Genomic DNA, 22,572 nt, shown 5'->3' with positions numbered 1-22,572 from the left:
CCTACCGGCTACGGCGGCGTATCACGCGTAGGACGCTGCCGCTGGTGAGGTGGTCGCGGTCGATGAGCAGCCGACTCGCGCACACCTGGCGACGATCGTTGCAGCTGCGGGTCGTGACCTCGACCCTCACACTGTCGCTGATCGTCATGTTCGTGCTCGGAGTGGTACTCACGAGCCAGATCACCGACCGACTGCTCGAAGTGAAGATCGACGCGGCGACCGAGGAGATGGATCGCTCGCGTGCACTCGTCGAGGGGCAACTCGCGGGCGCCGACGACTCCGGTTCGCTCGCCGTCCGCCTCGACGGTGCCGCGGCGATCCTCACCAGCCGTGGCAGCGACGGGGGACAGGACACCGGCGTCGCCGGAACCTTCGACCCCGTCCTGATCGTCCCCGGCGACGGGCCGCGGGCCCCCACCTCGAGTGGGCCCGCCGACCAGATCCCGCAGAACCTGCGCGCCTTCGTCCAGAACGGGCAGATCGCGTACCAGTTCGCGACGGTCGCCGATCCCGACGGCTACACCGGGCCGGCCCTGATCATGGGCAGCCCCACCGACTCCGACATCTCGACGCTCGAGCTGTATCTCGTCTTCCCGCTCGGCGGGGAGGAACGCACCCTCGCCCTCGTCCGCGGCACCCTGCTCGTCGGCGCGGTGGTCCTGCTCGTGCTGCTGACCGCGATCTCGATGATCGTCGCGCGGCAGGTCGTGCTGCCCATCCGATCGGCCTCCCGGATCGCGGTGCGCTTCGCCGACGGGCGGCTCAAGGAACGCATGCCGGTCCGCGGCGAGGACGACATGGCGCGCCTGGCGATGTCGTTCAACGAGATGGCCGAGAGCCTGTCGCGGCAGATCACCCAGCTCGAGGAGTACGGCAACCTGCAGAAACGGTTCACCTCCGACGTGAGCCACGAACTGCGCACCCCGCTCACGACGGTGCGCATGGCCGCCGATCTCATCCACGACGGCAGCGACGACCTCGACCCCGTCCTCAAGCGGTCCTCCGAACTGCTGGTCGCCGAACTCGACCGTTTCGAGAGCCTCCTCAACGACCTGCTCGAGATCAGCCGGCACGACGCGGGTGTCGCCGAACTCGCCTCCGAGCGACTCGATGTGCGGATGTGCGCGCGTGCCGCCGTCTCGACCGTGCGGCACCTCGCCCGCGAGACCGCCACCGAGCTCATCGTCGACCTACCGGACGAGCCCGTCGAGGCCGACGTCGATCCCCGCCGCGTCGAGCGCATCCTGCGCAATCTGCTCGCCAACGCGATCGATCACGGCGAGGGCAAACCCATCCTCCTGCGGCTGCGCGCCGACGACGCGGCCGCGGCCTTCGTCGTGCGCGACCAGGGAGTGGGCCTGCGACCGGGGGAGGAGAAGCTCGTCTTCAACCGGTTCTGGCGGTCCGATCCGTCACGGGTCCGGCGCTCCGGTGGCGCCGGCCTCGGTCTCGCCATCAGCGTCGAGGACGCCAACCTGCACAACGGCAAGCTCGAAGCGTGGGGCGAACCGGGACGAGGCGCCAGCTTCCGGCTCACCCTCCCGCGCGAACGCGGACGTAAGGTGGGTCGCAGCCCGCTGCCTCTCGTGCCCAGCGCCGCGAAGGCCGTGCAGGGCAAGCCTCCACCGGGTGACGACACCCCGGAGCAGCCGTCGACCGGAGAGATCCCGACCGACCCTGCGAGCACACCGTCCGAAGGAGCCAATACATGAGCCGCTCGACTCCGCGTGCAGCGGGCGTGCTCGTCGTACTCCTGACCGTGGCCGGGCTCGTGCTGTCGGGATGCGCCACGCTGCCCGATTCCTCGTCACCGCAGGCCATCGGAACCCTCGAACGTGGCCCCACGACCACCGAGGTCGCCGCGCCCGTGCCCGGTCGCGAACCCGACCTGCTCCTGCGCGACTTCCTGCAGGCGAGCACGGATCCGATCAACCGTCACCGCGCGGCCCGGCAGTTCCTCACACCTGCGATGTCCGAGTCATGGGACGACGCGGCGAGCGCGACGATCGTCGACAAGGTCGACGTCCTCGTCGAGGAACGCGACGGCGACAGCGCCACCTACGTGGTTCGGGCGAGCACCGTCGGCCATCTCGAGGAGGGCGGCATCTACCGTCCCGCCGACGGGGAGTTCGAGGCACGGTTCTCCCTCGTCCGCACCGACGGCGAGTGGCGAATCGACCGGCTGCCGGCCGGCGTCATCATGGACCGCCCGCGCTTCCTGAATACCTATCAGCGCCGTTCGCTGTACTTCCTCGACCCGACCGGCAACGCCGTCGTCCCCGACCCGCGCTGGATCACCGGCACTCCCGAGCAGACGGCATCGCAGCTGATCGGATTGCTCGTCGAGGGGCCGAAAGAGGTCCTCGCGCCCGCGGTCAAGAACCTCCTCGAGGACGTCACCGTCATCGGCTCGGTGACGAAGGCGGACGGCCGCACGACCGACGTCGGTGTCGGACTCGGCGGCATCCGCATCGACTTCCAGGGGGTCGGCTCGATGGGCCGGCAGGATCGCGAACTGCTCGCCTCGCAGGTGATCTGGACCCTCGCCAACGCCGACATCAGCGGCCCGTACCACCTCCTCGCCGATGGTCAGCCCCTCGACGAGCGGTTCCCCAACGGTTGGACCACCGCCGACGTGGCGTCGATGAACCCCCTCGCCGCGTCGAGCGTGACCGTGGGTCTTCACGCCCTGCTCGACGGGGCGCTGGTGAGTGTCGCCGAGACCGGCGTGACGCCCGTCCGCAGCTTCTTCGGTACGGCCGACGACCTGCAGTCCGTCGCCCTGTCGCTGGACGGGGAACTCGTCGCCGCGGTCGAGAACACCGGGAAACCCAGACCGGAGCCGGCCGTGCAGCTGATGGTCGGTGCCTACAGCGAAGGCGCCGCCGAACCCGCGGTCGACGGCGAGTCGATCACCCGGCCGTCCTGGTCGCCCAACAACAACTCGGTGTGGGCCGTCGTCAACGGCACCGCGGTGGTGCGCGCTGTGCGCGAACCCGGCACCGGGCGGGTCACCGTGGTCGGCGTCGAAGCGGGTGCGATCCGCGCCCTCGGGGGCCGCATCACCGAGCTGCGCCTGTCTCGCGACGGTGTCCGCGCCGCCCTGATCATCGACGGGCGGGTCTTCGTCGCGACGGTGGTGCCGACCACGACCGGCGAGTACTCGCTCACCAATCCGCGCGAGATCGGCTTCGGTCTCGGCGGTCCGGCGCTCGCCCTGGACTGGAGCACTGCCGACACGATCGTCGTCTCCCGCGCGTCGGCCGACGTGCCCGTCGTGCAGATCGCGGTGGACGGCTCGCGCATCGACGCGCTCCCGAGCCGCAACCTCACCCCTCCGGTGGTTGCGGTCGAGGCATCCACGGCCAGCGAGTTCGTCGCCGATTCCCGGACGGTCTTCCAGCTCAACAACCGGGATCCCGCGGGCGACCGGTACTGGCGCGAGGTGCCCGGACTGGCGGGTATGGCGGCGATTCCCGTCCTTCCGGGCTGAGCCTGCCGACTGTGATCTCCGGTCGTCGGTGACTTCGGGCACACTCCCGGTGTGCTCACGGCCCTTCTCGATCTCGTCCTGCCCGCCCGGTGCGGTGGCTGCGCCGCTCCCGGCACGAGCTGGTGCCGGGCATGTGCACGCGAGCTCTCCGACCATCCCGTGGCCGTCGCGCCGCGCGTCGACCCCGGGGTTCCGGTGTGGAGTCTGGGCCCGTACACCGGTCCCAGGCGCCGCGCGGTGATCGTGGCGAAGGAGCGTGGCCGCCGGGATCTCGCCGAGCCGCTCGGGCTCGCATGGGCCGTCGCGATCGCGCGGTTGCGCCGATGGAGCGAGCTGCCCGAGGGCCCCGTGATCGTGGCGCCCGCTCCCACCCGGGCGCGTGCGGCGCGGGCACGCGGAGGTGATCCCGTCACGCGTGCCGCCCGGGCCGCCGCGACCCACGACCGTCGCCTCCACGTCCGCCCGATCCTGAATGTGGCGGGCGGAGTGCGCGACTCGGTGGGGCTCTCGGCAGCCGACCGGCAGCGCAACCTCGCCGGCCGTGTCCGGGTGCGCGCCGACGGGCTGCCGCGCACGATCCCGGTTCTCGTCGTCGACGATGTGCTCACCACCGGAACCACCGCGCGCGAGTCGGTGCGGGCACTCCGGCGCGCCGGATTCGACCCTCTCGGAGTGCTCGTGACGGCCCATGCGTGAGCCCACGGGCGGGCCCGGAAAGTACTCCGCCGGGTGACCCGAAGGCGACGCGACGTGAAATCGCGCGGGAACGGTGGCACACCTCCGCGTTACGTACTACCGTCGCCATCAGACCCGGAAACAACAAGGTAGACGGGTGGAAACGCCTGTTCTTCCGATTCCGGGCGAGCGCGCTCTCGCGCTCATACATCATGCCGGTGCGCGGGCTGCGCCGGCCGTAACTCGGGAGGTACGCGTGACGACCCCTTCGAAGTCCAGAGGTTCCGTTGCAGAGGCCGATGCCGCCACGGAAGGCCCCCGTGCCGACGTTGTCGTGAAAGGACGCAACGTCGAGGTCCCCGATCATTTCCGGATCTACGTCTCCGAGAAACTCGCTCGGCTCGAACGTTTCGATCCGACGATCTTCATCTTCGACGTCGAGTTGCAACACGAACGCAACAGGCGTCAGAAGAAGAGTTGTCAGCGGGTCGAGATCACTGCCCGCGGAAAGGGACCGGTCGTACGCGCCGAGGCGAGTGCCGACAGCTTCTACGCTGCCTTCGAGTCTGTGGTCAGCAAGCTCGAATCGCGTCTGCGCCGGACGAAGGAGCGCCGCAAGGTCTCCTACGGTGAGAAGACGCCCGTGTCCGTGGCGGAAGCCACCGCGGCCCTCGCCCAGGACGACGAGCTCGCGATCTCGCCCGACCTGTCGCTCGGCGACAGCGAGAAGGAACCCCAGGACGGTCCCGGTCGCATCGTCCGGACGAAGGAACACAACGCTCAGCCGATGACCGTCGACGACGCCCTCTACGAGATGGAACTCGTCGGTCACGACTTCTACCTGTTCCACGACAAGGAGACGGACAAGCCGTCCGTGGTCTACCGGCGACACGCCTTCGACTACGGTCTGATCAGGCTCGTGTGACACTGCCGGGAGTGACCGAAGGCACCTCGCCATCGCGGTCACTCCCGCGCAGCGCCTACCATGGAATCCGGCCGGGGTCCGACAAGGCCTCGGCCGGATTTCTTGTCCGTGCAGGTACCCGAGATTGAGGACGAACACACCAGTGCTGTCGCTGACGAAGCTGCTCCGGATCGGTGAAGGTCGCATGGTCAAGCGGCTCAAGCACATCGCCGAGCATGTCGATTCCCTCTCCCCGGACTTCGAGGCCCTGACCGATGCCGAGCTCCGGGCCAAGACGGACGAGTTCCGGAGTCGCTACCAGGACGGCGAGACGCTCGACGATCTGCTTCCGGAAGCCTTCGCGACCGCCCGGGAGGCGTCCTTCCGTGTGCTCGGCCAGAAGCACTATCTCGTCCAGATCATGGGTGGCGCGGCGCTGCACTTCGGCAACATCGCCGAGATGAAGACCGGTGAGGGCAAGACCCTCACCTGTGTGCTGCCGGCCTACCTCAACGCGATCTCCGGCGACGGCGTCCACGTCGTCACGGTCAACGACTACCTCGCCAAGCGCGACGCCGAGTGGATGGGCCGTGTGCACCGTTTCCTCGGGCTCGAGACCGACGTGATCCTGTCCGGCATGACCCCGGCCCAGCGCCGCGCGGCCTACTCCGCCGACATCACCTACGGCACCAACAACGAGTTCGGCTTCGACTACCTGCGCGACAACATGACGCACTCGCTCGACGACCTCGTTCAGCGCGGCCACAACTTCGCGATCGTCGACGAGGTCGACTCGATCCTCATCGACGAGGCCCGGACGCCGCTGATCATCTCGGGTCCCGCCGACGCGTCGAGCAAGTGGTACTCCGAGTTCGCGCGCATCGCCAAGCTGCTCAAGCCCGAGGTCCACTACGAGATCGACATCCGCAAGCGGACCGTCGGTGTGCACGAGGCCGGCGTCGAGTTCGTCGAGGACCAGCTCGGCATCGACAACCTGTACGAAGCGGCCAACTCGCCGCTGGTGAGCTACCTCAACAACGCCATCAAGGCCAAGGAGCTCTACGCCAAGGACAAGGACTATATCGTCCGCAACGGCGAGGTCGTCATCGTCGACGAGTTCACCGGCCGCGTCCTGTCGGGCCGGCGCTACAACGAGGGCATGCACCAGGCGATCGAGGCCAAGGAAGGCGTCGAGATCAAGGCCGAGAACCAGACGCTCGCCACGATCACGCTGCAGAACTACTTCCGCCTGTACGACAAGCTGTCGGGCATGACCGGTACGGCCGAGACCGAGGCCGCCGAGCTCCACCAGATCTACAGCCTGGGTGTCATCCCGATCCCGACCAACCGCCCGATGGTGCGCGTCGACCAGGGCGACCTGATCTACAAGACCGAGGAAGCGAAGTTCGCGGCCGTCGTCGACGACGTCGTCGAGCGTCACGAGAAGGGCCAGCCGGTCCTCATCGGTACGACGAGTGTCGAGCGCTCGGAATACTTGTCCCGGCAGTTCACCAAGCGCGGTGTTCCGCACAGCGTGCTCAACGCGAAGTTCCACGAGCAGGAAGCGCAGATCATCGCGCAGGCCGGCCGGTCCGGCGCGGTGACGGTCGCGACGAACATGGCCGGTCGCGGTACCGACGTCGTGCTCGGCGGCAACCCCGACATCCTCGCCGACATCGAGCTGCGCAAGCGCGGCCTCGACCCGGTCAACACGCCGGACGAGTACGAGGCGGCCTGGGACGAGATCCTCGAGCGGATCAAGGCCGAGTCGAAGGCCGACGCCGAGAAGGTGCGTGCGGCCGGTGGCCTGTACGTGCTCGGCACCGAACGGCACGAGTCGCGTCGTATCGACAACCAGCTCCGTGGTCGTTCCGGTCGTCAGGGCGACCCGGGCGAGTCGCGGTTCTACCTCTCGCTCGGCGACGAGTTGATGCGACGCTTCAACGGTGCGGCGCTCGAGTCGATCATGACGCGGCTGAACCTGCCCGACGACGTGCCGATCGAGGCGAAGATGGTCTCCAAGGCCATCAAGAGCGCGCAGACGCAGGTCGAGCAGCAGAACTTCGAGATCCGCAAGAACGTCCTCAAGTACGACGAGGTGATGAACCAGCAGCGCACCGTCATCTACGAGGAGCGCCGCCGGATCCTGCGCGGCGAGGACCTCGAGGGTCAGGTGCAGCACATGCTCACCGACGTGATCACCGCGTACGTCGACGGTGCCACCGCCGAGGGTTACGTCGAGGACTGGGATCTCGAGCAGTTGTGGACGGCGCTCAAGACCCTCTACCCGGTGGGTGTCGACTACAAGACGCTCGTCGCCGAGAACGAGGACCTCGACCGCGACGGCCTGCTCGAGGTTCTTCTCGAGGATGCCCGCGCCGCCTACGCCCGTCGCGAGGCCGAACTCGAGGCCATCGCCGGTGAGAATGCGATGCGCGAACTCGAGCGTCGCGTGCTGCTGTCGGTCCTCGACCGCAAGTGGCGCGAGCACCTCTACGAGATGGACTACCTCAAGGAGGGCATCGGCCTGCGCGCCATGGCGCAGCGCGATCCGCTCGTCGAGTACCAGCGCGAGGGCTTCGACATGTTCACCGCGATGCTCGAGGGTCTGAAGGAGGAATCGGTCGGATTCCTGTTCAACCTCCAGGTCGAGGCCGCGCAGCAGCAGCAGTCCGCGGGTGTGGCCGTCACGCCGGCCTCCGCGGCGGCCGCTGCACAGGCGGCCCCGAGCCTCGCCAAGGCGGCTCCGGCCCGACCGGCACAACAGCCCGCCCGTCCGGCACAACCGGCGCAGGCCGAGCCCGCACCGACGGCGCTGCGGGCCAAGGGTCTCGACGAGACCGAGCGACGCCTGACCTACAGCGGTCCCGACGAGGACGGCCGCGCCCATGTCGCGCGCACGACCGCCGGTGCCGACGCGGGCTCCGCGCCCCGTCAGGCCGGCACCCGCAAGGAGCGTCGTGCCGCGGCCAGGCGCGACGCGAAGACCAACCGGCGGCGCTGAGTCGAAGACTCACATGGAGTGCTGAGTCGAAGACTCACGTGGTGTGCTGAGTCGAAGACTCACGTGGTGTGCTGAGTCGAAGACTCACATGGAGTGCTGAGTCGAAGACTCACGATCGCCCCACGACCCTGTGGCTCACCCGAGCCACAGGGTCGTGATCGTCCAGCGGTGCGGAGCACGAGGGCGGGGGCGCTTGTGCACCATCCGGCCGGCGTAGGCGAACACCCGGTCCCCGCGACCGTAGCTGCCGAACACCTCCACGGTGTCGGCGTCGACGGGACGTACCCGCGTCCGCAGCAGCACCGCAGTGCTGCGTCCTGCGCGAGGAGGCCGGGCCGCAGTGATCGTGGCGACGAGACGCGGGTCGAGGACCGTCGTGGACTGCACGGCGGGACGGCGGCCGTCGACCACTTCGAGAACCAGTCGCACCGCCGTCTCCGCGACCCGCACGACACCCGGATCGAGGACGATCGCGGGCCGGTCGCCCGGCCGCGTGGTCGGATCTTCGGTGCCGGGGGCGGTGGTCGGACGTTCGGTTCCGTCGCGGCGGAGCGGTGCGCGCCCCGAGCGTCCGTCGTGCGGCGTGGGCCGGCGCGCGAGGTGGCTGCGGGGACGATGACAGGCCTCCTCGACCGGAGGTTCGAGGTTGGTGAGGCGGCGCACGTAGCGCCCGGTGTGATGCGACATGAGCTCTCCCGAAAGGCATGACGGATCGGCACGGCCGACACCGTGACGGTTGCATCGGCACGGCTGACGCCGTGACGGCGAAGCGGTTCGGGAGAGGACGAACCGCGCACATGATGCCACATCGCCGGGCGACGGTCCCGGTCCGACGCGCGCGGGATGCGCTGCGCGAGCAGGACGTCCGGGACCTACGGTGGTGTCGTGATGCGAGGACTCGTACTCGATGTCGGTGGCGTCCTGGTCGGGCCGGGAAGCGATCCCGATACCTTCGGCGCGGCCGTGACGGTCCTGCGCGCGCGTGGGGTGCGGACCGCCCTGCTGAGCAACGATCCCGGTGGGCCCGGCGCGCAGTGGCTGCGCGATCTCGAGGGCCCGTTCGTCGACCGCGTGGTGCTCTCGGGTGACGCACGTGTCGCCAAACCCGACCCCGAGAGCTACCTGCTGGTCGCCCGGCTGCTGGACCTCGAACCCGGCGAGTGCGTCTTCGTCGACGATTCGGTCGGCAACGTGCGAGGCGCCGCCGCTGCGGGGATGGTCGGCGTACACCATGATGGTTCACACGACGCGCCGGGCGAACTGGCCGTACTCTTCGATCTCGATCCCGAGGAGATCGGGAGCGGAGCCACGGACGGTGCCGAGTCGTGGTGGCGACGCTCGGGAGGTTCGGGTCAGGAGGGGGAACGGGGTCGATGACGAGCCGGATGACGGCGCAGGACGCGTCGTACTACTACCTGGAGACGAGCAACACGCCGATGCACGTCGGGTCGCTCGCGATCCTCGAACCCCCCGAGGGCGGTCTCGACTACGAGAGCGTGCTGCGGTTGGTCGAGCAGCGACTGCCCGAGGTGCCCCGTTACCGGAAGAAGGTGCGGGAGGTCGCATTCGGGCTCTCGCGACCCGTGTGGGTCGACGACCGCGATTTCGACATCACCTACCACGTGCGGCGCTCCGCGCTGCCGAAACCCGGCTCCGACGAACAGCTGCACGACCTCGTCGCGCGTCTGGTCTCGCGACCGCTCGACCGCACGCGACCGCTCTGGGAGATGTATCTCGTCGAGGGGCTCGCGAACGATCGGGTGGCGCTGTTCACGAAGTCGCATTCGGCGCTCGTCGACGGCGAGGAGGCCCTCGACATCGTCCAGGTGCTCTTCGACAAGGAGCCGGTGCCGCGTGAGGTCCCCGAGGAATTGTGGATGCCCGAACGCGAACCGTCGGAGTCCGCTCTGCTCGTCGGAGCGCTCGCCGAACTCGTCGCGCGCCCGGGGGAGGGGATCGCCGCCGTGCGATCGGCCGTGGGCGATCTCACGGCGACCCTCACCGAGACCGTCGACGCCGTCGGCCGGATCGCCCGCACGGCAGCGCAGTCGGCGCCCGAGACTCCGCTGAACACGCAGATCTCGAGGAGCCGTCGGTTCTCCGTGGTGCGCTCCGATCTGGAGCCCTACCGCAAGATCCACTCCCGCTACGGCTGCACGATCAACGACGTGGTGCTTGCGGTCCTCGCCGGCGCGTTGCGGTACTGGCTGCTCTCCCGCGGGGAGCCGGTCACCGAGGCGACGGTGGTGCGGGCGATGGTCCCGATGTCGGTGTACACCCAGGATCCGGACGACTGCGGCGACAACGACACGATCCAGGTGCACCCGCAGGGCGAGGTGTCGTCCTTCCTGCTGGATCTGCCGGTGGGGGAGCCGAACGCGGTGGTCCGGTTGTCGCACATCGCGCATGCGGGCGAGGCCTACTCGCGGCAGCGGCGGCGGGTGGCGGCGCAGACGATGGTCCGCTTGTCGGGCTTCGCCCCGGCGACGATGCACGCGGTGGGAGCCCGGGTCGCGATGGGTTTCTCGCAGCGGATGTTCAACCTCATGATCACCAATGCGCCCGGTCCGCAGCACCCGCTCTACCTCACCGGAGCCCGGCTGCTCGAGATCTTCCCGGTCTCGCCGCTGCTGAAGAATCAGGCCCTGAGCATCGCGTTGACGTCCTACGACGGCAAGATCTACTACGGTTTGAATGCGGATCGTGATGCGATGCCCGATGTGGACGTGGCAGCGACGCTGATCCAGGAATCTCTCGAGGAGTTGACGGATGCCGGCAGGTGAGAAGTGACGCGTGTCTATGTACCGGCAACGCTCGCGATGTTGCAGGGCCTCGTCGCCGACGGTGAGGTCGACGCGGTGGGCCGGACGGCCTTCGCGGTGACCCCCGCTCTGCGCGAGGCTTACACGGCGGGCGACGACGAGGAGCTCGCCGAGGTCGCGATGGCCGAGGCGGCACGCGCGTCGCTGCGGTTGCTCGGATCGGAGGAGCCGAACGATCATCCGTCCTTCGCGTCCCGTCGGGTGGTGATCGCGGCCGACGTCGACGAGGTGAAGCCGCGACCGGATCTCGACGATGCGGTCGTCAAGCTCGCCGGGCCGATCACGATGCGTGCGGTCGCGTCGGTGCACATCGACCTGCAGGAGGCGGAGGCCGACGTCGCGCGGGCACGCGAGATCGTCGATGCGGCCGAACTGGGCGACGAGGAGGCCGAGTTCGTCCTCGGCGACGCGGAGGACCACGAACTGGCGTGGTACGCGGCCCAGGAACTGCCCTTCCTGCTCGAACTGCTCTGACCTCGCATATCGCCACGTCATCGGTGTGACGACCGTCTCTCGCTCAACCTACGCTTCCGTAACCTCTGATAACCTACGGAGCCGTAACCGGAGTGAGGAGAAACGGTCGGATGGGCCTGAAGGAATGGATCGAGAAGCCTGCGGCACACGTCGCGCCAGGGGAGAAGTCGCTCTCCAACGTCCTGCGTGGCGCGGTGGCCCGGCTGACCACCCCTCTGCTCCCCGACGACTACCTGCATCTGGTCAACCCGCTGTGGTCCGCCCGTGAACTGCGCGGGCGCATCGTCTCGGTGCGCCAGGAGACCCCCGATTCCGCGACGATCGTCATCCGTCCCGGCTGGGGCTTCGACTTCGGATACGCACCCGGCCAGTACATCGGCATCGGTCTGCACATCGACGGTCGCTGGCACTGGCGCTCCTACTCGCTGACCTCCTCGCCCACCTGGGATGACAAGGTCATCTCCATCGCCGTGAAGGCGATGCCCGAGGGCTTCCTGTCCAGCCACCTCGTCGGCGGGGTCCCCGAGGGCACCGTCGTGCGCCTTGCCGCCCCGAAGGGCGATTTCGTCCTGCCCGACCCGCCGCCGGCGAAGATCCTCTTCCTCACGGCCGGCAGTGGCATCACGCCGATCATGTCGATGCTGCGGACGCTCGACCGGCGTGCGGTCGAGCGCGAACTCGACCTGCCCGACGTCGTGCACATCCACTCCGCGCCGACGGCCGAGAACGTGATGTTCCGGTCCGAGCTCGAGCGTTTCGACGCCACCCACGATCGGTTCCGCGTGCACGTGCGTCACACCCGTGAGAAGGGCAAGTTCGCGCTCTCGGAGCTCGACGAGGTGTGCCCCGACTGGCGCGAGCGTCAGACCTGGGCGTGCGGTCCCCAGCAGATGCTCGACGACATCACCGCGCACTGGGTCGCGGAGGGCATCGAGGATCAGGTCCACCTCGAGCGCTTCGCCGTCAGCCGCGCCGACACCTCGGGGTCGGGCGGAACGATCACGTTCGCGAAGTCCGGCAAGACCGTCACCGTGGACGGCGCCACGACGATTCTCGAGGCCGGTGAGAGCGTCGGTGCGCTGATGCCCTTCGGTTGTCGCATGGGAATCTGTCAGACTTGTGTTGTGCCGCTCGAGAAGGGGCACGTCGTCGATCTGCGATCCGGCAAGGAGCACGCAGAGGGCGAACGCGTCCAGACCTGCATCTCCGCCGCTGCCGGCGACTGCACACTGGACGTGTAGACACCGACAGCAAACCTCCGAAGGATCCCGCTTGGCCATCACCGATATCCGCGCGTTCTCTCATCTGACCGAAGACGACATCGTTGCTCTTGCAAACGAATTCGACGCGATTCGACGGGATGTGGAGAATTCGCGCGGCCCGCGGGACGCCCGCTACATCCATTCCGTCATCCGTGCGCAGCGTGTGCTGGAGGTGGTCGGACGCTGCGCGCTGTTCGGTTCGCGTCGACGGTCGCGCTGGATCATCGGTACCGCTGCGCTGTCGCTCGCGAAGATCATCGAGAACATGGAACTCGGGCACAACGTGATGCACGGGCAGTGGGACTGGATGAACGACCCCGAGATCCATTCGACCTCGTGGGAATGGGATCAGACCGGTCCGTCCGAGCACTGGAAGCGCGCCCACAACTACGCGCACCACACCTACACGAACATCGTGGGCATGGACGAGGACGTGGGATTCGGCATCCTGCGGATGACGCGCGACGAGAAGTGGCGTCCGCGCAATCTCGCGCAGCCCATCGCGAACATCGTCCTCGCGCTGACCTTCGAGTGGGGGATCGCGCTGCACGACCTCTCGGCGAAGAAGGAACTCGAGGGCGTCCCGCCCACGCAGTGGAATTCGGGGCCCAACAAGGAATTCGCGGCGAAGGCCGGCCGGCAGGTCGTCAAGGACCTGGTGTTCTTCCCGGCGCTCACCGGCCCGGCCTGGCGCAGCACGTTGACCGCGAACCTCACCGCGAACGTGATCCGCAACATCTGGGCGTATCTCGTGATCTTCTGCGGCCACTTCCCCGACGGCGCAGAGAAGTTCACGACCGAGCACTACGAGAACGAGACGCGCGGGGAGTGGTATCTGCGCCAGTTGCTCGGCAGCGCAAACATTTCCGGTGGGCGTGCGATGGATTTCCTCACCGGGAATCTCAGTTACCAGATCGAGCATCACCTGTTCCCGGACCTCCCGAGCAACCGCTACCCGGAGATCGCCGCCCGTGTGCGGGCGCTGTGCGGCAAGTACGACCTGCCGTACACGACCGGCTCGCTCGCCCGGCAGTACTGGCTCGCCCTGCGCACGATCCACAAGCTCGCGTTGCCCGACCGGTTCCTCAAGGCGACGGCCGACGATGCCCCCGAGACCTCCTCCGAGCGCAAGTTCGACAGGTGGCGTCCGGACGCGCCCGTGGTGGTCACCGAGGCGTCCACCGGACGTCGCCGGGGTCTGCTCACGGCGCTGCGGGTCCACGCCGAGCATGCGGTAGCAGAGCGTCGTCGTCGCCGTGGTGAATCGAGTCACCGGGAACCTTCCGCCACCGTGTGATTCGCGCCACAGCCCTCAATCCGGCTAACCTACGGGCCCGTAACCTACGGTAGAGTAGCTCCCATGGCGATATCGGATGTCAAGGAGTACGCGCACCTGACGGAGGCGGACGTCGAGGCCATCGGCCGCGAACTCGACGCCATCCGGCGCGATATCGAGGAGTCCCGCGGTGAGCGCGACGCTCGATACGTCCGCAACACGATCCGGCTGCAGCGCGGCCTCGAGATCGGCGGGCGCCTCGTGCTGCTCGGCTCGAACAAGCGTCCGCTGTGGCTGCTGGGCACAGGCATGCTCTCCCTGTCGAAGATCATCGAGAACATGGAGCTCGGGCACAACGTGATGCACGGGCAGTGGGACTGGATGAACGACCCCGAGGTGCACTCGGCCAACTGGGAGTGGGACAACGTCGACCCGTCGGCGCACTGGAAGATCACCCACAACTACCTGCATCACAAGTACACCAACATCCTCGGGATGGACGACGATGTCGGATACGGTCTGCTGCGGGTCACCCGCGACCAGCGGTGGAAGCCGTTCTACCTCGGCAACGTCGCGTACAACGCGATCCTCGCGGCACTGTTCCAGTACGGCATCGCCATCCAGCTGCTCGAGCTCGGCAAGGTCATCCAGGGACGCGACGACCGCGAGCTCACCAAGGCACGCGGCAAGGAGGTGCTCGCCAAGCTCGGCAAGCAGCACCTCAAGGACTACGTGATCTACCCGGCGCTCACCGGCAAGTCGTGGAAGTCCACGATGAAGGCCAACGCCACGGCCAACTTCGTGCGCAACATCTGGACCAACGCGGTGATCTTCTGCGGTCACTTCCCGGACGGTGCGGAGAAGTTCACGAAGCAGGACATCGAGACCGAGACGCGTGCCCAGTGGTACCTGCGTCAGATGCTCGGCTCCGCGAACATCTCCGGCGGCAAGGTCATGGACTTCATGACCGGCAACCTGAGCTACCAGATCGAGCACCACATCTACCCCGACCTGCCGTCCAACCGGTACGCGGAGATCGCGGTGCGCGTGCGTGAGCTGTGCGAGAAGTACGACCTGCCGTACACCACCGGCCCGCTCGCGGTGCAGTACTGGAAGTCGTGGCGCACCATCGCGAAGCTGTCGCTGCCCGACAAGTACCTCAAGGACGACCGCGACGCCGCCCCGGAGACCGCCTCCGAGCGGGGCTTCGGCGGAGCGCCGGAGATCGATCCGGCCACCGGCCGCCGCGTGGGTCTGGCCACCACCATCGAGAAGACCCGCAAGCGCGGATTCATCCGCCGCGCGCTCGGCATGCGCTGACGGTCACGAGAACGAGCACGAACCCCGGCACCCACAGGTGCCGGGGTTCGTGCGTTCAACCGGGGTTCGTCGGTTCACCAAGGGTCGTTGGACGCGAGCGCCGTGAGCAGTTCACGCACGGCCATCGCCCGGTTGTGCGACTTGCCCTCCAACGAGTCGAAGGCACATTCGGGATCGGCGGGCGGGCCGAGATGCGTGCACCCGCGCGGGCAGTCTTCGACCGCTTCGGCCAGGTCCCCGAACGATGCGACGACGTCGTCGGGCCCGATGTGCGCGAGCCCGAACGACCGGATGCCCGGGGTGTCGACCACCCACCCGCCCTCGGGCAGGTGCAGGGCCACCGACTGGGTGGAGGTGTGCCGTCCCTTGCCCACCCCGGAGACCTCACCGGTGGCGCGGTCGGCGTCGGGGACGAGCCTGTTCACCAGTGTCGACTTGCCGACCCCCGAGTGCCCGATCAGGGCGGTCACGCGACCGTCGATCCGCTCGTGCAGGGCGGTGAGATCGTCGCCCTGACCGACGAGCAGCACCGGGATGTCGAGATCCGCGAAGTGTGCAGCGAACTCGTCGGGATCGGCGAGATCGCTCTTGGTCAGTCCCAGCAACGGGGCGAGACCCCCGGCATAGGCTGCGACGAGTGCGCGTTCGACCAGTCCGGTCCGCGGTGGGGGATCGGCGAGTGCGACCACGATGAGCAGCTGTTCGGCATTGGCGACGACGATGCGCTCGAACGGGTCGGTGTCGTCGGCCGTGCGTCGCAGCACGGTGCTGCGGTCCTCGACCCGCACGATGCGCGCGAGCGTGTCGGGGCGACCGGAGAGGTCGCCGACGACACCCACCTGATCGCCAACCACGATCGGGGTCCGGCCGAGCTCACGTGCCCGCATCGTGGTGACGATCCGGTCGGGATCACCGCCGAGTGCGACACCCCACCGACCTCGGTCGACGGTGACGACCATGCCCTCCTCGGCATTGCGGTGGGCCGGGCGATCCTTCGTGCGCGGCCGCGAGCCGCGTCCGGGGCGGACCCGGACGTCGGACTCGTCGTACTCCCGCCGCCTCAGGAGTCGCTCCCCGTCAGCAGCGACTCCCACAGACCCTCGAAGTCGGGGAGCGTCTTGGCGGTGGTGCCGATGTCCTCGACCTCGATCCCGTCGACGACGAGTCCGAGGATCGCCCCGGCCGTGGCCATCCGATGGTCGGCGTAGGAGTGCCAGATACCACCGTGCAGCGGAGCCGGCTCGATGTGCAGCCCGTCCTCGGTCTCGGTGATGGACCCGCCGAGACGGGCGATCTCGGTGGCGAGTGCCGCGAGCCGGTCGGTCTCGTGACCGCGCAGGTGCGCGATGCCGCGCAGGTCGGAGGGCGAAGCGGCGACCGCCGCAAGGGCCGCGACGGTCGGTGCCAGCTCCCCGACGTCGTGCAGGTCCACGTCGAGCCCCCGCAGTTCGCCGGGGCCGCGCACGGTCAGCGTCCCGTCGGCCCAGGTCACCTCGGCGCCCATCTGCTCGAGGATGCCGCGGATCGCGTCGCCGGCCTGAGTGGTCGACTCGGGCCACAGGGGCACCGAGACGACACCACCGGTGACCGCCGCGGCCGCGAGGAAGGGGGTCGCGTTCGACAGGTCGGGCTCGACGGTGACGTCGACGGCCTTGATCGTCGTCGGGGGCACCCGCCAGGTGTCGGCTTCCGAGGTATCGACGGGGACCCCGGCCGCGCGGAGCATCTCGACCGTCATCTCGATGTGCGGCATCGACGGCACCGGTTCGCCGGCGTGGTGGACCACCACGCCCTCGTCGAAGGCGGCACCGGACAGCAGCAGACCCGAGACGAACTGCGAGGAGGCGGACGCGTCGATGGTGACGGAACCGCCGCGCACCGCACCGCGGCCGTGCACGGTGAAGGGGAGCCGGTCGCCGTCGATGTCGGCGCCGAGGGCGCGCAGGGCGTCGAGCACGGTGCTCATCGGGCGGACGCGGGCCTGTTCGTCGCCGTCGAACCGCACGTCGCCGTCGGCCAGTGCGGCCAGCGGCGGAACGAACCGCATGACGGTGCCGGCCAGTCCACAGGCGACCTCACCTCCGCGCAGGGCACCGGGGGTCACGTCGAGGGTGGTGCCGCCGTCGCGCTCGGTGACGGTCGTGCCGAGCGTGCGCAGGGCCCCGATCATCAGATCGGTGTCGCGGCTGCGCAGCGCGCCGGTCAGGGTGGACGGCCCGTCGGCGAGTGCGGCCAGGATCAGGGCACGGTTGGTGATCGACTTCGATCCCGGCAGCGTCACCGACGCTCGAACCGGGGACACGGCGCGGGGTGCTCTCCACAGACTCACCCGACCATCTTCGCCCATCCGGACCGGTGCGGGCACCCTCGCCCACCCGGTGCGCGCCGGTGTCGGTTCCGTCACCCGGCGATGCCACACTCGACGGCATGTGCGGAAGGTATGTCTCCACGGCCGACCCGGCGACGCTCGCCGTCGAACTCGACGCACTCGACGAGACCGGCGACAGCGGCCGGGACCGGCGCGGGCCCGACTACAATGTCGCGCCGACGACCGAGGTGCTCACCGTCGTCGCCCGGCACGACGGAGACGATCCCGACGGTCCCGTCCGCCGCCGTGTCCGGCGCATGCGCTGGGGACTCGTGCCGCCGTTCGCCGAGGAGGTGGGCGGAAGCGCACCGCTGATCAACGCACGATCCGAGTCGGTCGCCACCAAGCCGAGCTTCGCACGGTCGCTGCGCCACAAGCGGTGCCTCGTCCCGATGGACGGCTGGTACGAATGGCAGGTCGAACCCGCGCCGGACGGCAGACCCCGCAAGGTGCCGTACTTCATGGCGCCCGCCGACGGATCGCGGATCTGCATGGCCGGAGTGTGGGCGGAGTGGCGCGACCCGCGGAACCCGAAGGCACCACCGCTGTCGAGCACGGCGATCCTCACCGCGCAGTCGGTCGAGCAACTCGGCAACGTGCACGAGCGGATGCCGCTGATCCTCCCCGCGGAGCGATGGGACGCGTGGCTCGACCCCGACAGCCTCGGCCACCCGGATCTGATCGTGCCGAGCCTCGAGGCGATCTCGGCGATCGAGATCCGCCGCGTGTCCGCGAAGGTCAACAGCATCCGCAACAACGGCCCCGAACTGTTGCAACCCGACGACGGCGCCGGCGACCAGATGGTGCTGCTGTAGGTGCCGCCGGGCCGCGGTGCTCTACGGCCCGGCCGTGATCGGGGCCACGACCGCACCGGTCAGCCGGATCAGATCGTGCGGATCCAGTTCGATCTCGAGTCCGCGCCGCCCCGCGCTGCACAGCACCCGGTCCCACTGCTCGGCGGAGACGTCGATCACGGTGCGCAGACGCTTGCGCTGCCCGAGCGGAGAGATGCCACCGACGACGTATCCGGTCGCGCGTTCGGCGGCGGTGTGATCGGCCATCACGGCCTTGCCGCCGCCCAGTGCCCCTGCTGCGGCCTTCAGCGACAGCGTCGCCGGGACCGGGATCACCGCGACGGCGAGCTTGCCGTCCGACAGCGACACCACCAGCGTCTTGAAGATCTGATCGGGGGAGACCCCGAGACGTGCGCCGAGTTCCTCGACGGCTTCGGCGCCGAAGGACGACGACCTCGGGTCGTGTGCGTACTCGTGGACCCGGTGCGCGACCTTCTCGCGCTTCAACAACACCGTCGCGGGAGTGGATGTCGAGGCCATCCGATCACTCTAGAAAACCGGAGGTGGGGAACAAGTGCGGCGGGTACGGCGTTGCACACCGACGGGTGGATCCACCGGCCACCCGACACCCGACGATCGGAGAATTCGTGGCAGTGCTGTGCCCGCCTCGACCGGACGCCGTCAGACGTCCCGCCGATCCGGACCCCGACGGACCGGTAGCCTTCTCGGCAGGCGTCGATGAAGGGATCGGTGTGATCGAGGAGTCTGTGGAAGAACTGACCGAGCGGTTCGAGCGGGATGCGCTTCCCCTGCTCGATCAGCTCTACGGCGCTGCGCTGCGGATGACCCGCAATCCCTCCGACGCCGAGGACCTCGTGCAGGAGACCTACATCAAGGCGTTCTCCGCCTTCCGGTCGTTCCGCGAGGGCACCAACCTCAAGGCCTGGCTGTACCGGATCCTCACCAACACCTACATCAACTCGTACCGGAAGCGTCAGCGGCAGCCCGCGCAGTACCCGACCGACGAGATCACCGACTGGCAGCTCGCCGCCACGGCCGAGCATTCGTCGACCGGTCTGCGGTCCGCGGAGGTCGAGGCGCTCGACGCGCTTCCCGACGACGACATCAAGGCGGCGCTGCAGGAGCTTCCCGAGGAGTTCCGCATGGCCGTCTACTACGCCGACGTCGAAGGGTTCCCCTACAAGGAGATCGCCGAGATCATGGGGACGCCGATCGGCACCGTGATGTCGAGACTGCACCGGGGTCGCAAGCAGCTGCGGGGCCTGCTGGCCGACGTGGCGCGCGATCGCGGTTTCATGCGGGAGAAGGCCGTGGACGCGGCAACCGGAACATCGGATCAGACCGAGAGCGGAAAGGGAGCACCGCAGTGAGCGAACCCGACTTCGATCGACTCGACTGCTCGGCGGTCATCGCGGACGTCTACCTGCTTCTCGACTCCGAGTGCGACGCCGGTTCCCGCGAGAAACTGCAGCGGCACCTCGACGAGTGCGGCACCTGCCTCGAGGCCTACGGGATCGAGGAGAAGATCAAGTCCTTGCTCAGCCGCAAGTGCGGAGGGGAACACGCACCCGAGGGGCTGAGAGAGCGGCTGATGCTGCAGATCCGCCGCACCGTGGTGATCACCGAGACGGACAGCGCCGGGTCGTAGACGAGTTCACTCGTACCGAGTCGCAGGCGAGTTCCACTCGTACCGAGTCGCAGGCGAGTTCCACTCGTACCGAGTCGCAGGCGAGTTCCACTCGCACCGAGTCGCAGGCGAGTTCCACTCGCACCGAGTCGCAGGCGAGACCCCCGAACGTGACAGGGGCCGGAAAGCTGCTGCTTTCCGGCCCCTGTCCGCGTCTCAGGCGTTGGGACGCTTGCCGTGGTTGGCGGCGTTACCCTTGCGGCTGCGCTTCTTGCGACCTCGCTTACCCATGGTGGGATCTCCTTTCTCGTTCATTACAGTGTTTCACGTGCGGTCGAGTGGTCCTGTCGGCAGGTCCGCCGCCGGAGTGTGAAACGAGGTGTTCGATGGCGGAAGACGTACGTGCGGAGATGGTATCGACCGTGTTCGAGGTCGTCGTGCGAGAGGGTGACGTAGTTGCCGAAGGCGACACGCTGGTGATCCTCGAGTCGATGAAGATGGAGATCCCCGTGCTCGCCGAGTCGGCGGGCACCGTGACCTCCGTCGGTGTCTCGGTCGGGGATGTCATCCAGCAGGGCGACCTCATCGCCGTGATCTCCTGACGGCGGATATCTCCTGAGTACGAAAGCGGTTCCCGTGTCCACACTCAGTTCGTTGCTCGCGAGGTACACGGATCTTCCGGGCGCGGCCGTCGATCACCTCCAACGTGTCGTGGGCGAGTGGCAGTTGCTCGCCGACCTGTCGTTCGCCGACGTCCTCCTGTGGGTCGACGCGGCGCCGTCCGGAATCGTGTGCGTCGCACAGTGCCGGCCCACCACCGCCTCGACGGTGATCCCCGAGGACGCCGTCGGCACGCTCGTCTCCGACAACGAACATCCTTACGTCCGTGAGGCTTTCGAAACCGGAGAGATCGTCGACGTCAAGTCGTCCCCGGGCGCCGGGATCAACATCCGTCAGGCCGTGCCGGTGCGCTGGGACGGGCGGGTCGTCGCGGTGCTCAGCCGAGACGCCGCCCGCGTGTCGCGGCGGTCGGCCAGCGCGCTCGAGACGGCCTATCTCGAATGCGCCGACGACCTCTACCGGATGATCAGCGAAGGCACCTTCCCGACACCCGAGGCGCGTTCGGACACCAAGTCGAGTCCGCGCGCGGGCGACGGGTTCATCCGGCTCGACCGGGACGGCAAGGTCGTCTACGCGAGCCCCAACGCGCTGTCGGCCTATCACCGGATGGGTCTGAATTCCGACCTGATCGGTCAGGATCTCGTCGAGACGACCCGCGCGCTGGTCACCGACCCCTTCGAGAGTCGCGACGTCACCGACTACCTCCGCGGGGCCGTGGAGGGCCGTCTGGGGCAGCGCATGGAGATCGAGGCACTCGGTGCCACCGTTCTGATCCGTGCGTTGGTCCTGAACCCGGGAGGGAAGATCCGGGGCGCCGCGGTGATCGTCCGCGACGTCACCGAGGTCAAGCGACGCGACCGGGCACTGCTGAGCAAGGACGCGACCATCCGCGAGATCCACCACCGCGTCAAGAACAACCTGCAGACGGTCGCCGCGCTCCTGCGACTGCAGGCGCGCCGAACCGGGAACGCGGAGGCCCAGCAGGCCCTGGGGGAGGCGGTCCGTCGCGTGACATCCATCGCCCTGGTCCATGAGGCGCTGTCGATGTCCGTGGACGAGGAGGTCGATCTCGACGGTGTGTTCGACCAGCTGATCCCCATCGTCGTCGACGTGTCGACGGTGGGCAGCCAGATCCGGGTGGTGCGGGAGGGGAACCTCGGCGTGTTCCCCGCGGATCGCGCCACGCCTCTGGTCATGGTGCTGACCGAACTCGTCCAGAACGCCGTCGAGCACGCCTTCGATCCGGGCGTGAACGGCACGGTCACCGTCAATGCCCAGCGTTCGGCCCGCATGCTCGACGTCGTGGTCCGCGACGAGGGGAAGGGGCTTCCCGAGGGGTTCAGCCTCGAGGCGTCGAACCGGCTCGGTCTGCAGATCGTCCGGACCCTCGTGGCTGCCGAGCTCGGCGGATCGTTGGAGTTGACGTCCAACGAGGTCGGCGGGACCGATGCACGCCTGCAACTACCGCTGGGTAAGGTGCCGGTCGCCTGATCGTTCTCCGACCGTGCACGTAAGAAGGCCCGGCCTCCCCGTGGGGGAGCCGGGCCTTCGAACGTCTGTCGGAGTTGCTCAGACCGCCGTGCGAGCGCGGGTGCGGGCGTTGCGACGCTTGAGAGCGCGGCGCTCGTCCTCACTCATGCCGCCCCAGACGCCGGCATCCTGGCCGGATTCGAGCGCCCAGGAGAGGCATTCGGCGGTGACGGGGCAACGGTTGCACACGAGCTTGGCATCCGCGATCTGCGCGAGAGCCGGGCCGCTGTTTCCCACGGGGAAGAACAGTTCCGGATCCTCGTCGCGGCAGATGGCCTTGTGGCGCCAGTCCATGCTTCTACTCTCCTTCGATGGTGCGTGTGCACCGGCTGATTGGTCAATGCGTGTTCACGCCTGTGGCACGGAGTGTTTCCGCGCGGT

General features: G+C 68.4%; 22 protein-coding genes. 16 read left to right on the top strand and 6 right to left on the bottom strand.

Going from position 1 to position 22,572, the window contains the following annotated elements; genetic code table 11:
* Nucleotides 1-62 precede the first annotated feature (62 nt).
* The 5 genes from mtrB (at nt 63) to secA (ending at nt 8,076) form a co-directional block, all read left to right on the top strand.
* Nucleotides 63-1,712, top strand: coding sequence for an MtrAB system histidine kinase MtrB (gene mtrB / locus CKW34_RS16470; protein WP_059382254.1), 1,650 nt, complete (start codon nt 63-65; stop codon nt 1,710-1,712).
* Nucleotides 1,709-3,493: an MtrAB system accessory lipoprotein LpqB gene (lpqB, locus tag CKW34_RS16465; RefSeq protein WP_059382253.1), complete on the top strand. Its 1,785-nt coding sequence runs from the start codon at nt 1,709-1,711 to the stop codon at nt 3,491-3,493. The genes mtrB and lpqB overlap by 4 nt, the downstream gene beginning before the upstream one ends.
* A 51-nt stretch (nt 3,494-3,544) precedes the next feature.
* Entirely contained in the window at nt 3,545-4,189 is a 645-nt protein-coding gene (locus CKW34_RS16460; protein ID WP_059382252.1) for a ComF family protein, read from the top strand.
* Between the two features lie 235 nt (nt 4,190-4,424).
* Complete coding sequence (gene hpf, locus CKW34_RS16455) at nt 4,425-5,093, top strand: ribosome hibernation-promoting factor, HPF/YfiA family (protein WP_059382251.1); 669 nt, start codon at nt 4,425-4,427, stop codon at nt 5,091-5,093.
* Between the two features lie 184 nt (nt 5,094-5,277).
* On the top strand, nt 5,278-8,076 hold the full coding sequence (gene secA, locus CKW34_RS16450) for a preprotein translocase subunit SecA (protein WP_059382388.1): 2,799 nt from the start codon (nt 5,278-5,280) through the stop codon (nt 8,074-8,076).
* 135 nt (nt 8,077-8,211) lie between these two features.
* Here the strand turns inward: secA and CKW34_RS16445 are convergent, their stop codons facing one another.
* The gene (locus CKW34_RS16445) at nt 8,212-8,763 is read right to left on the bottom strand and encodes an Rv3235 family protein (RefSeq protein WP_059382250.1); all 552 of its coding nucleotides are present in this window, start codon (nt 8,761-8,763) and stop codon (nt 8,212-8,214) included.
* A 201-nt stretch (nt 8,764-8,964) separates the two neighbouring features.
* Between CKW34_RS16445 and CKW34_RS16440 the strand changes: the two genes are divergently transcribed.
* From CKW34_RS16440 to CKW34_RS16415, 6 genes are all read left to right on the top strand, one after another.
* Complete coding sequence (locus tag CKW34_RS16440) at nt 8,965-9,453, top strand: HAD-IA family hydrolase (protein ID WP_059382387.1); 489 nt, start codon at nt 8,965-8,967, stop codon at nt 9,451-9,453.
* Nucleotides 9,450-10,859, top strand: coding sequence for a WS/DGAT/MGAT family O-acyltransferase (locus tag CKW34_RS16435; protein ID WP_026061398.1), 1,410 nt, complete (start codon nt 9,450-9,452; stop codon nt 10,857-10,859). Before CKW34_RS16440 ends, CKW34_RS16435 begins: the two co-directional genes overlap by 4 nt.
* A 36-nt stretch (nt 10,860-10,895) precedes the next feature.
* Complete coding sequence (locus tag CKW34_RS16430; RefSeq protein ID WP_183079261.1) at nt 10,896-11,372, top strand: DUF6912 family protein; 477 nt, start codon at nt 10,896-10,898, stop codon at nt 11,370-11,372.
* A gap of 110 nt (nt 11,373-11,482) precedes the next feature.
* Entirely contained in the window at nt 11,483-12,613 is a 1,131-nt protein-coding gene (locus tag CKW34_RS16425; RefSeq protein WP_059382249.1) for a ferredoxin reductase, read from the top strand.
* 31 nt (nt 12,614-12,644) lie between these two features.
* Nucleotides 12,645-13,931, top strand: coding sequence for a fatty acid desaturase family protein (locus tag CKW34_RS16420; RefSeq protein ID WP_059382248.1), 1,287 nt, complete (start codon nt 12,645-12,647; stop codon nt 13,929-13,931).
* A 63-nt stretch (nt 13,932-13,994) separates the two neighbouring features.
* Nucleotides 13,995-15,230 (top strand): fatty acid desaturase family protein, encoded by a 1,236-nt coding sequence (locus CKW34_RS16415; protein ID WP_059382247.1) that lies wholly within the window; start codon nt 13,995-13,997, stop codon nt 15,228-15,230.
* 74 nt (nt 15,231-15,304) lie between these two features.
* Here CKW34_RS16415 and rsgA read toward each other — a convergent pair whose 3' ends face one another.
* Together rsgA and aroA are read right to left on the bottom strand one after the other, a co-directional pair.
* Complete coding sequence (rsgA, locus tag CKW34_RS16410; protein WP_059382385.1) at nt 15,305-16,324, bottom strand: ribosome small subunit-dependent GTPase A; 1,020 nt, start codon at nt 16,322-16,324, stop codon at nt 15,305-15,307.
* A complete protein-coding gene (aroA, locus tag CKW34_RS16405; protein WP_059382384.1) occupies nt 16,291-17,577 on the bottom strand; it encodes a 3-phosphoshikimate 1-carboxyvinyltransferase in 1,287 nt (428 codons plus the stop codon). The genes rsgA and aroA overlap by 34 nt, the downstream gene beginning before the upstream one ends.
* Nucleotides 17,578-17,657: 80 nt before the next feature.
* On the opposite strand from aroA, the gene CKW34_RS16400 reads away from it, so the two are divergent.
* Complete coding sequence (locus tag CKW34_RS16400) at nt 17,658-18,413, top strand: SOS response-associated peptidase (RefSeq protein WP_059382386.1); 756 nt, start codon at nt 17,658-17,660, stop codon at nt 18,411-18,413.
* A 21-nt stretch (nt 18,414-18,434) separates the two neighbouring features.
* On the opposite strand, the gene ybaK is transcribed toward CKW34_RS16400, so the two are convergent.
* A complete protein-coding gene (gene ybaK, locus CKW34_RS16395; protein WP_059382246.1) occupies nt 18,435-18,932 on the bottom strand; it encodes a Cys-tRNA(Pro) deacylase in 498 nt (165 codons plus the stop codon).
* 212 nt (nt 18,933-19,144) lie between these two features.
* Between ybaK and CKW34_RS16390 the strand changes: the two genes are divergently transcribed.
* Nucleotides 19,145-19,783 (top strand): sigma-70 family RNA polymerase sigma factor, encoded by a 639-nt coding sequence (locus CKW34_RS16390; protein WP_051033026.1) that lies wholly within the window; start codon nt 19,145-19,147, stop codon nt 19,781-19,783.
* Nucleotides 19,780-20,061, top strand: a complete 282-nt coding sequence (gene rsrA / locus CKW34_RS16385; protein ID WP_059382245.1) for a mycothiol system anti-sigma-R factor — start codon at nt 19,780-19,782, stop codon at nt 20,059-20,061. The genes CKW34_RS16390 and rsrA overlap by 4 nt, the downstream gene beginning before the upstream one ends.
* A 195-nt stretch (nt 20,062-20,256) precedes the next feature.
* On the opposite strand, the gene CKW34_RS24920 is transcribed toward rsrA, so the two are convergent.
* Nucleotides 20,257-20,331 carry a 50S ribosomal protein bL37 gene (locus tag CKW34_RS24920; RefSeq protein ID WP_022597109.1) on the bottom strand — a complete coding sequence of 25 codons (75 nt, stop codon included), beginning with the start codon at nt 20,329-20,331 and terminating at the stop codon, nt 20,257-20,259.
* Between the two features lie 95 nt (nt 20,332-20,426).
* Here CKW34_RS24920 and CKW34_RS16380 point away from each other — a divergent pair, with 95 nt between their 5' ends.
* Both CKW34_RS16380 and CKW34_RS16375 read left to right on the top strand, forming a co-directional pair.
* Nucleotides 20,427-20,642 carry a biotin/lipoyl-binding carrier protein gene (locus CKW34_RS16380; RefSeq protein WP_006550234.1) on the top strand — a complete coding sequence of 72 codons (216 nt, stop codon included), beginning with the start codon at nt 20,427-20,429 and terminating at the stop codon, nt 20,640-20,642.
* A 34-nt stretch (nt 20,643-20,676) separates the two neighbouring features.
* The gene (locus tag CKW34_RS16375; protein WP_059382239.1) at nt 20,677-22,152 is read left to right on the top strand and encodes a sensor histidine kinase; all 1,476 of its coding nucleotides are present in this window, start codon (nt 20,677-20,679) and stop codon (nt 22,150-22,152) included.
* A gap of 78 nt (nt 22,153-22,230) precedes the next feature.
* Here the strand turns inward: CKW34_RS16375 and CKW34_RS16370 are convergent, their stop codons facing one another.
* Nucleotides 22,231-22,485 carry a WhiB family transcriptional regulator gene (locus tag CKW34_RS16370; protein ID WP_006550236.1) on the bottom strand — a complete coding sequence of 85 codons (255 nt, stop codon included), beginning with the start codon at nt 22,483-22,485 and terminating at the stop codon, nt 22,231-22,233.
* Between the last annotated feature and the right edge of the window lie 87 nt (nt 22,486-22,572).

Origin of the sequence: Rhodococcus rhodochrous (assembly GCF_900187265.1) — a bacterium.
Taxonomy (GTDB): Bacteria; Actinomycetota; Actinomycetes; order Mycobacteriales; family Mycobacteriaceae; genus Rhodococcus; species Rhodococcus rhodochrous.
Note: the sequence above shows the minus strand (reverse complement) of the source record. Positions and strands in the feature narration are given on the sequence as shown.

Excerpts from the sequence above, each read along its gene's own strand:
- CKW34_RS16440 (WP_059382387.1), top strand. The coding sequence starts at position 8,965 with ATGCGAGGACTCGTACTCGATGTCGGTGGCGTCCTGGTCGGGCCGGGA.
- CKW34_RS16445 (WP_059382250.1), bottom strand. The coding sequence starts at position 8,763 with ATGTCGCATCACACCGGGCGCTACGTGCGCCGCCTCACCAACCTCGAA.
- CKW34_RS16430 (WP_183079261.1), top strand. The coding sequence starts at position 10,896 with ATGTTGCAGGGCCTCGTCGCCGACGGTGAGGTCGACGCGGTGGGCCGG.
- CKW34_RS16415 (WP_059382247.1), top strand. The coding sequence starts at position 13,995 with ATGGCGATATCGGATGTCAAGGAGTACGCGCACCTGACGGAGGCGGAC.
- ybaK (WP_059382246.1), bottom strand. The coding sequence starts at position 18,932 with ATGGCCTCGACATCCACTCCCGCGACGGTGTTGTTGAAGCGCGAGAAG.
- secA (WP_059382388.1), top strand. The coding sequence starts at position 5,278 with ATGGTCAAGCGGCTCAAGCACATCGCCGAGCATGTCGATTCCCTCTCC.
- lpqB (WP_059382253.1), top strand. The coding sequence starts at position 1,709 with ATGAGCCGCTCGACTCCGCGTGCAGCGGGCGTGCTCGTCGTACTCCTG.
- CKW34_RS16370 (WP_006550236.1), bottom strand. The coding sequence starts at position 22,485 with ATGGACTGGCGCCACAAGGCCATCTGCCGCGACGAGGATCCGGAACTG.
- CKW34_RS16425 (WP_059382249.1), top strand. The coding sequence starts at position 11,483 with ATGGGCCTGAAGGAATGGATCGAGAAGCCTGCGGCACACGTCGCGCCA.
- aroA (WP_059382384.1), bottom strand. The coding sequence starts at position 17,577 with ATGGGCGAAGATGGTCGGGTGAGTCTGTGGAGAGCACCCCGCGCCGTG.
- CKW34_RS16400 (WP_059382386.1), top strand. The coding sequence starts at position 17,658 with ATGTGCGGAAGGTATGTCTCCACGGCCGACCCGGCGACGCTCGCCGTC.
- CKW34_RS16380 (WP_006550234.1), top strand. The coding sequence starts at position 20,427 with ATGGCGGAAGACGTACGTGCGGAGATGGTATCGACCGTGTTCGAGGTC.
- mtrB (WP_059382254.1), top strand. The coding sequence starts at position 63 with ATGAGCAGCCGACTCGCGCACACCTGGCGACGATCGTTGCAGCTGCGG.
- CKW34_RS16435 (WP_026061398.1), top strand. The coding sequence starts at position 9,450 with ATGACGAGCCGGATGACGGCGCAGGACGCGTCGTACTACTACCTGGAG.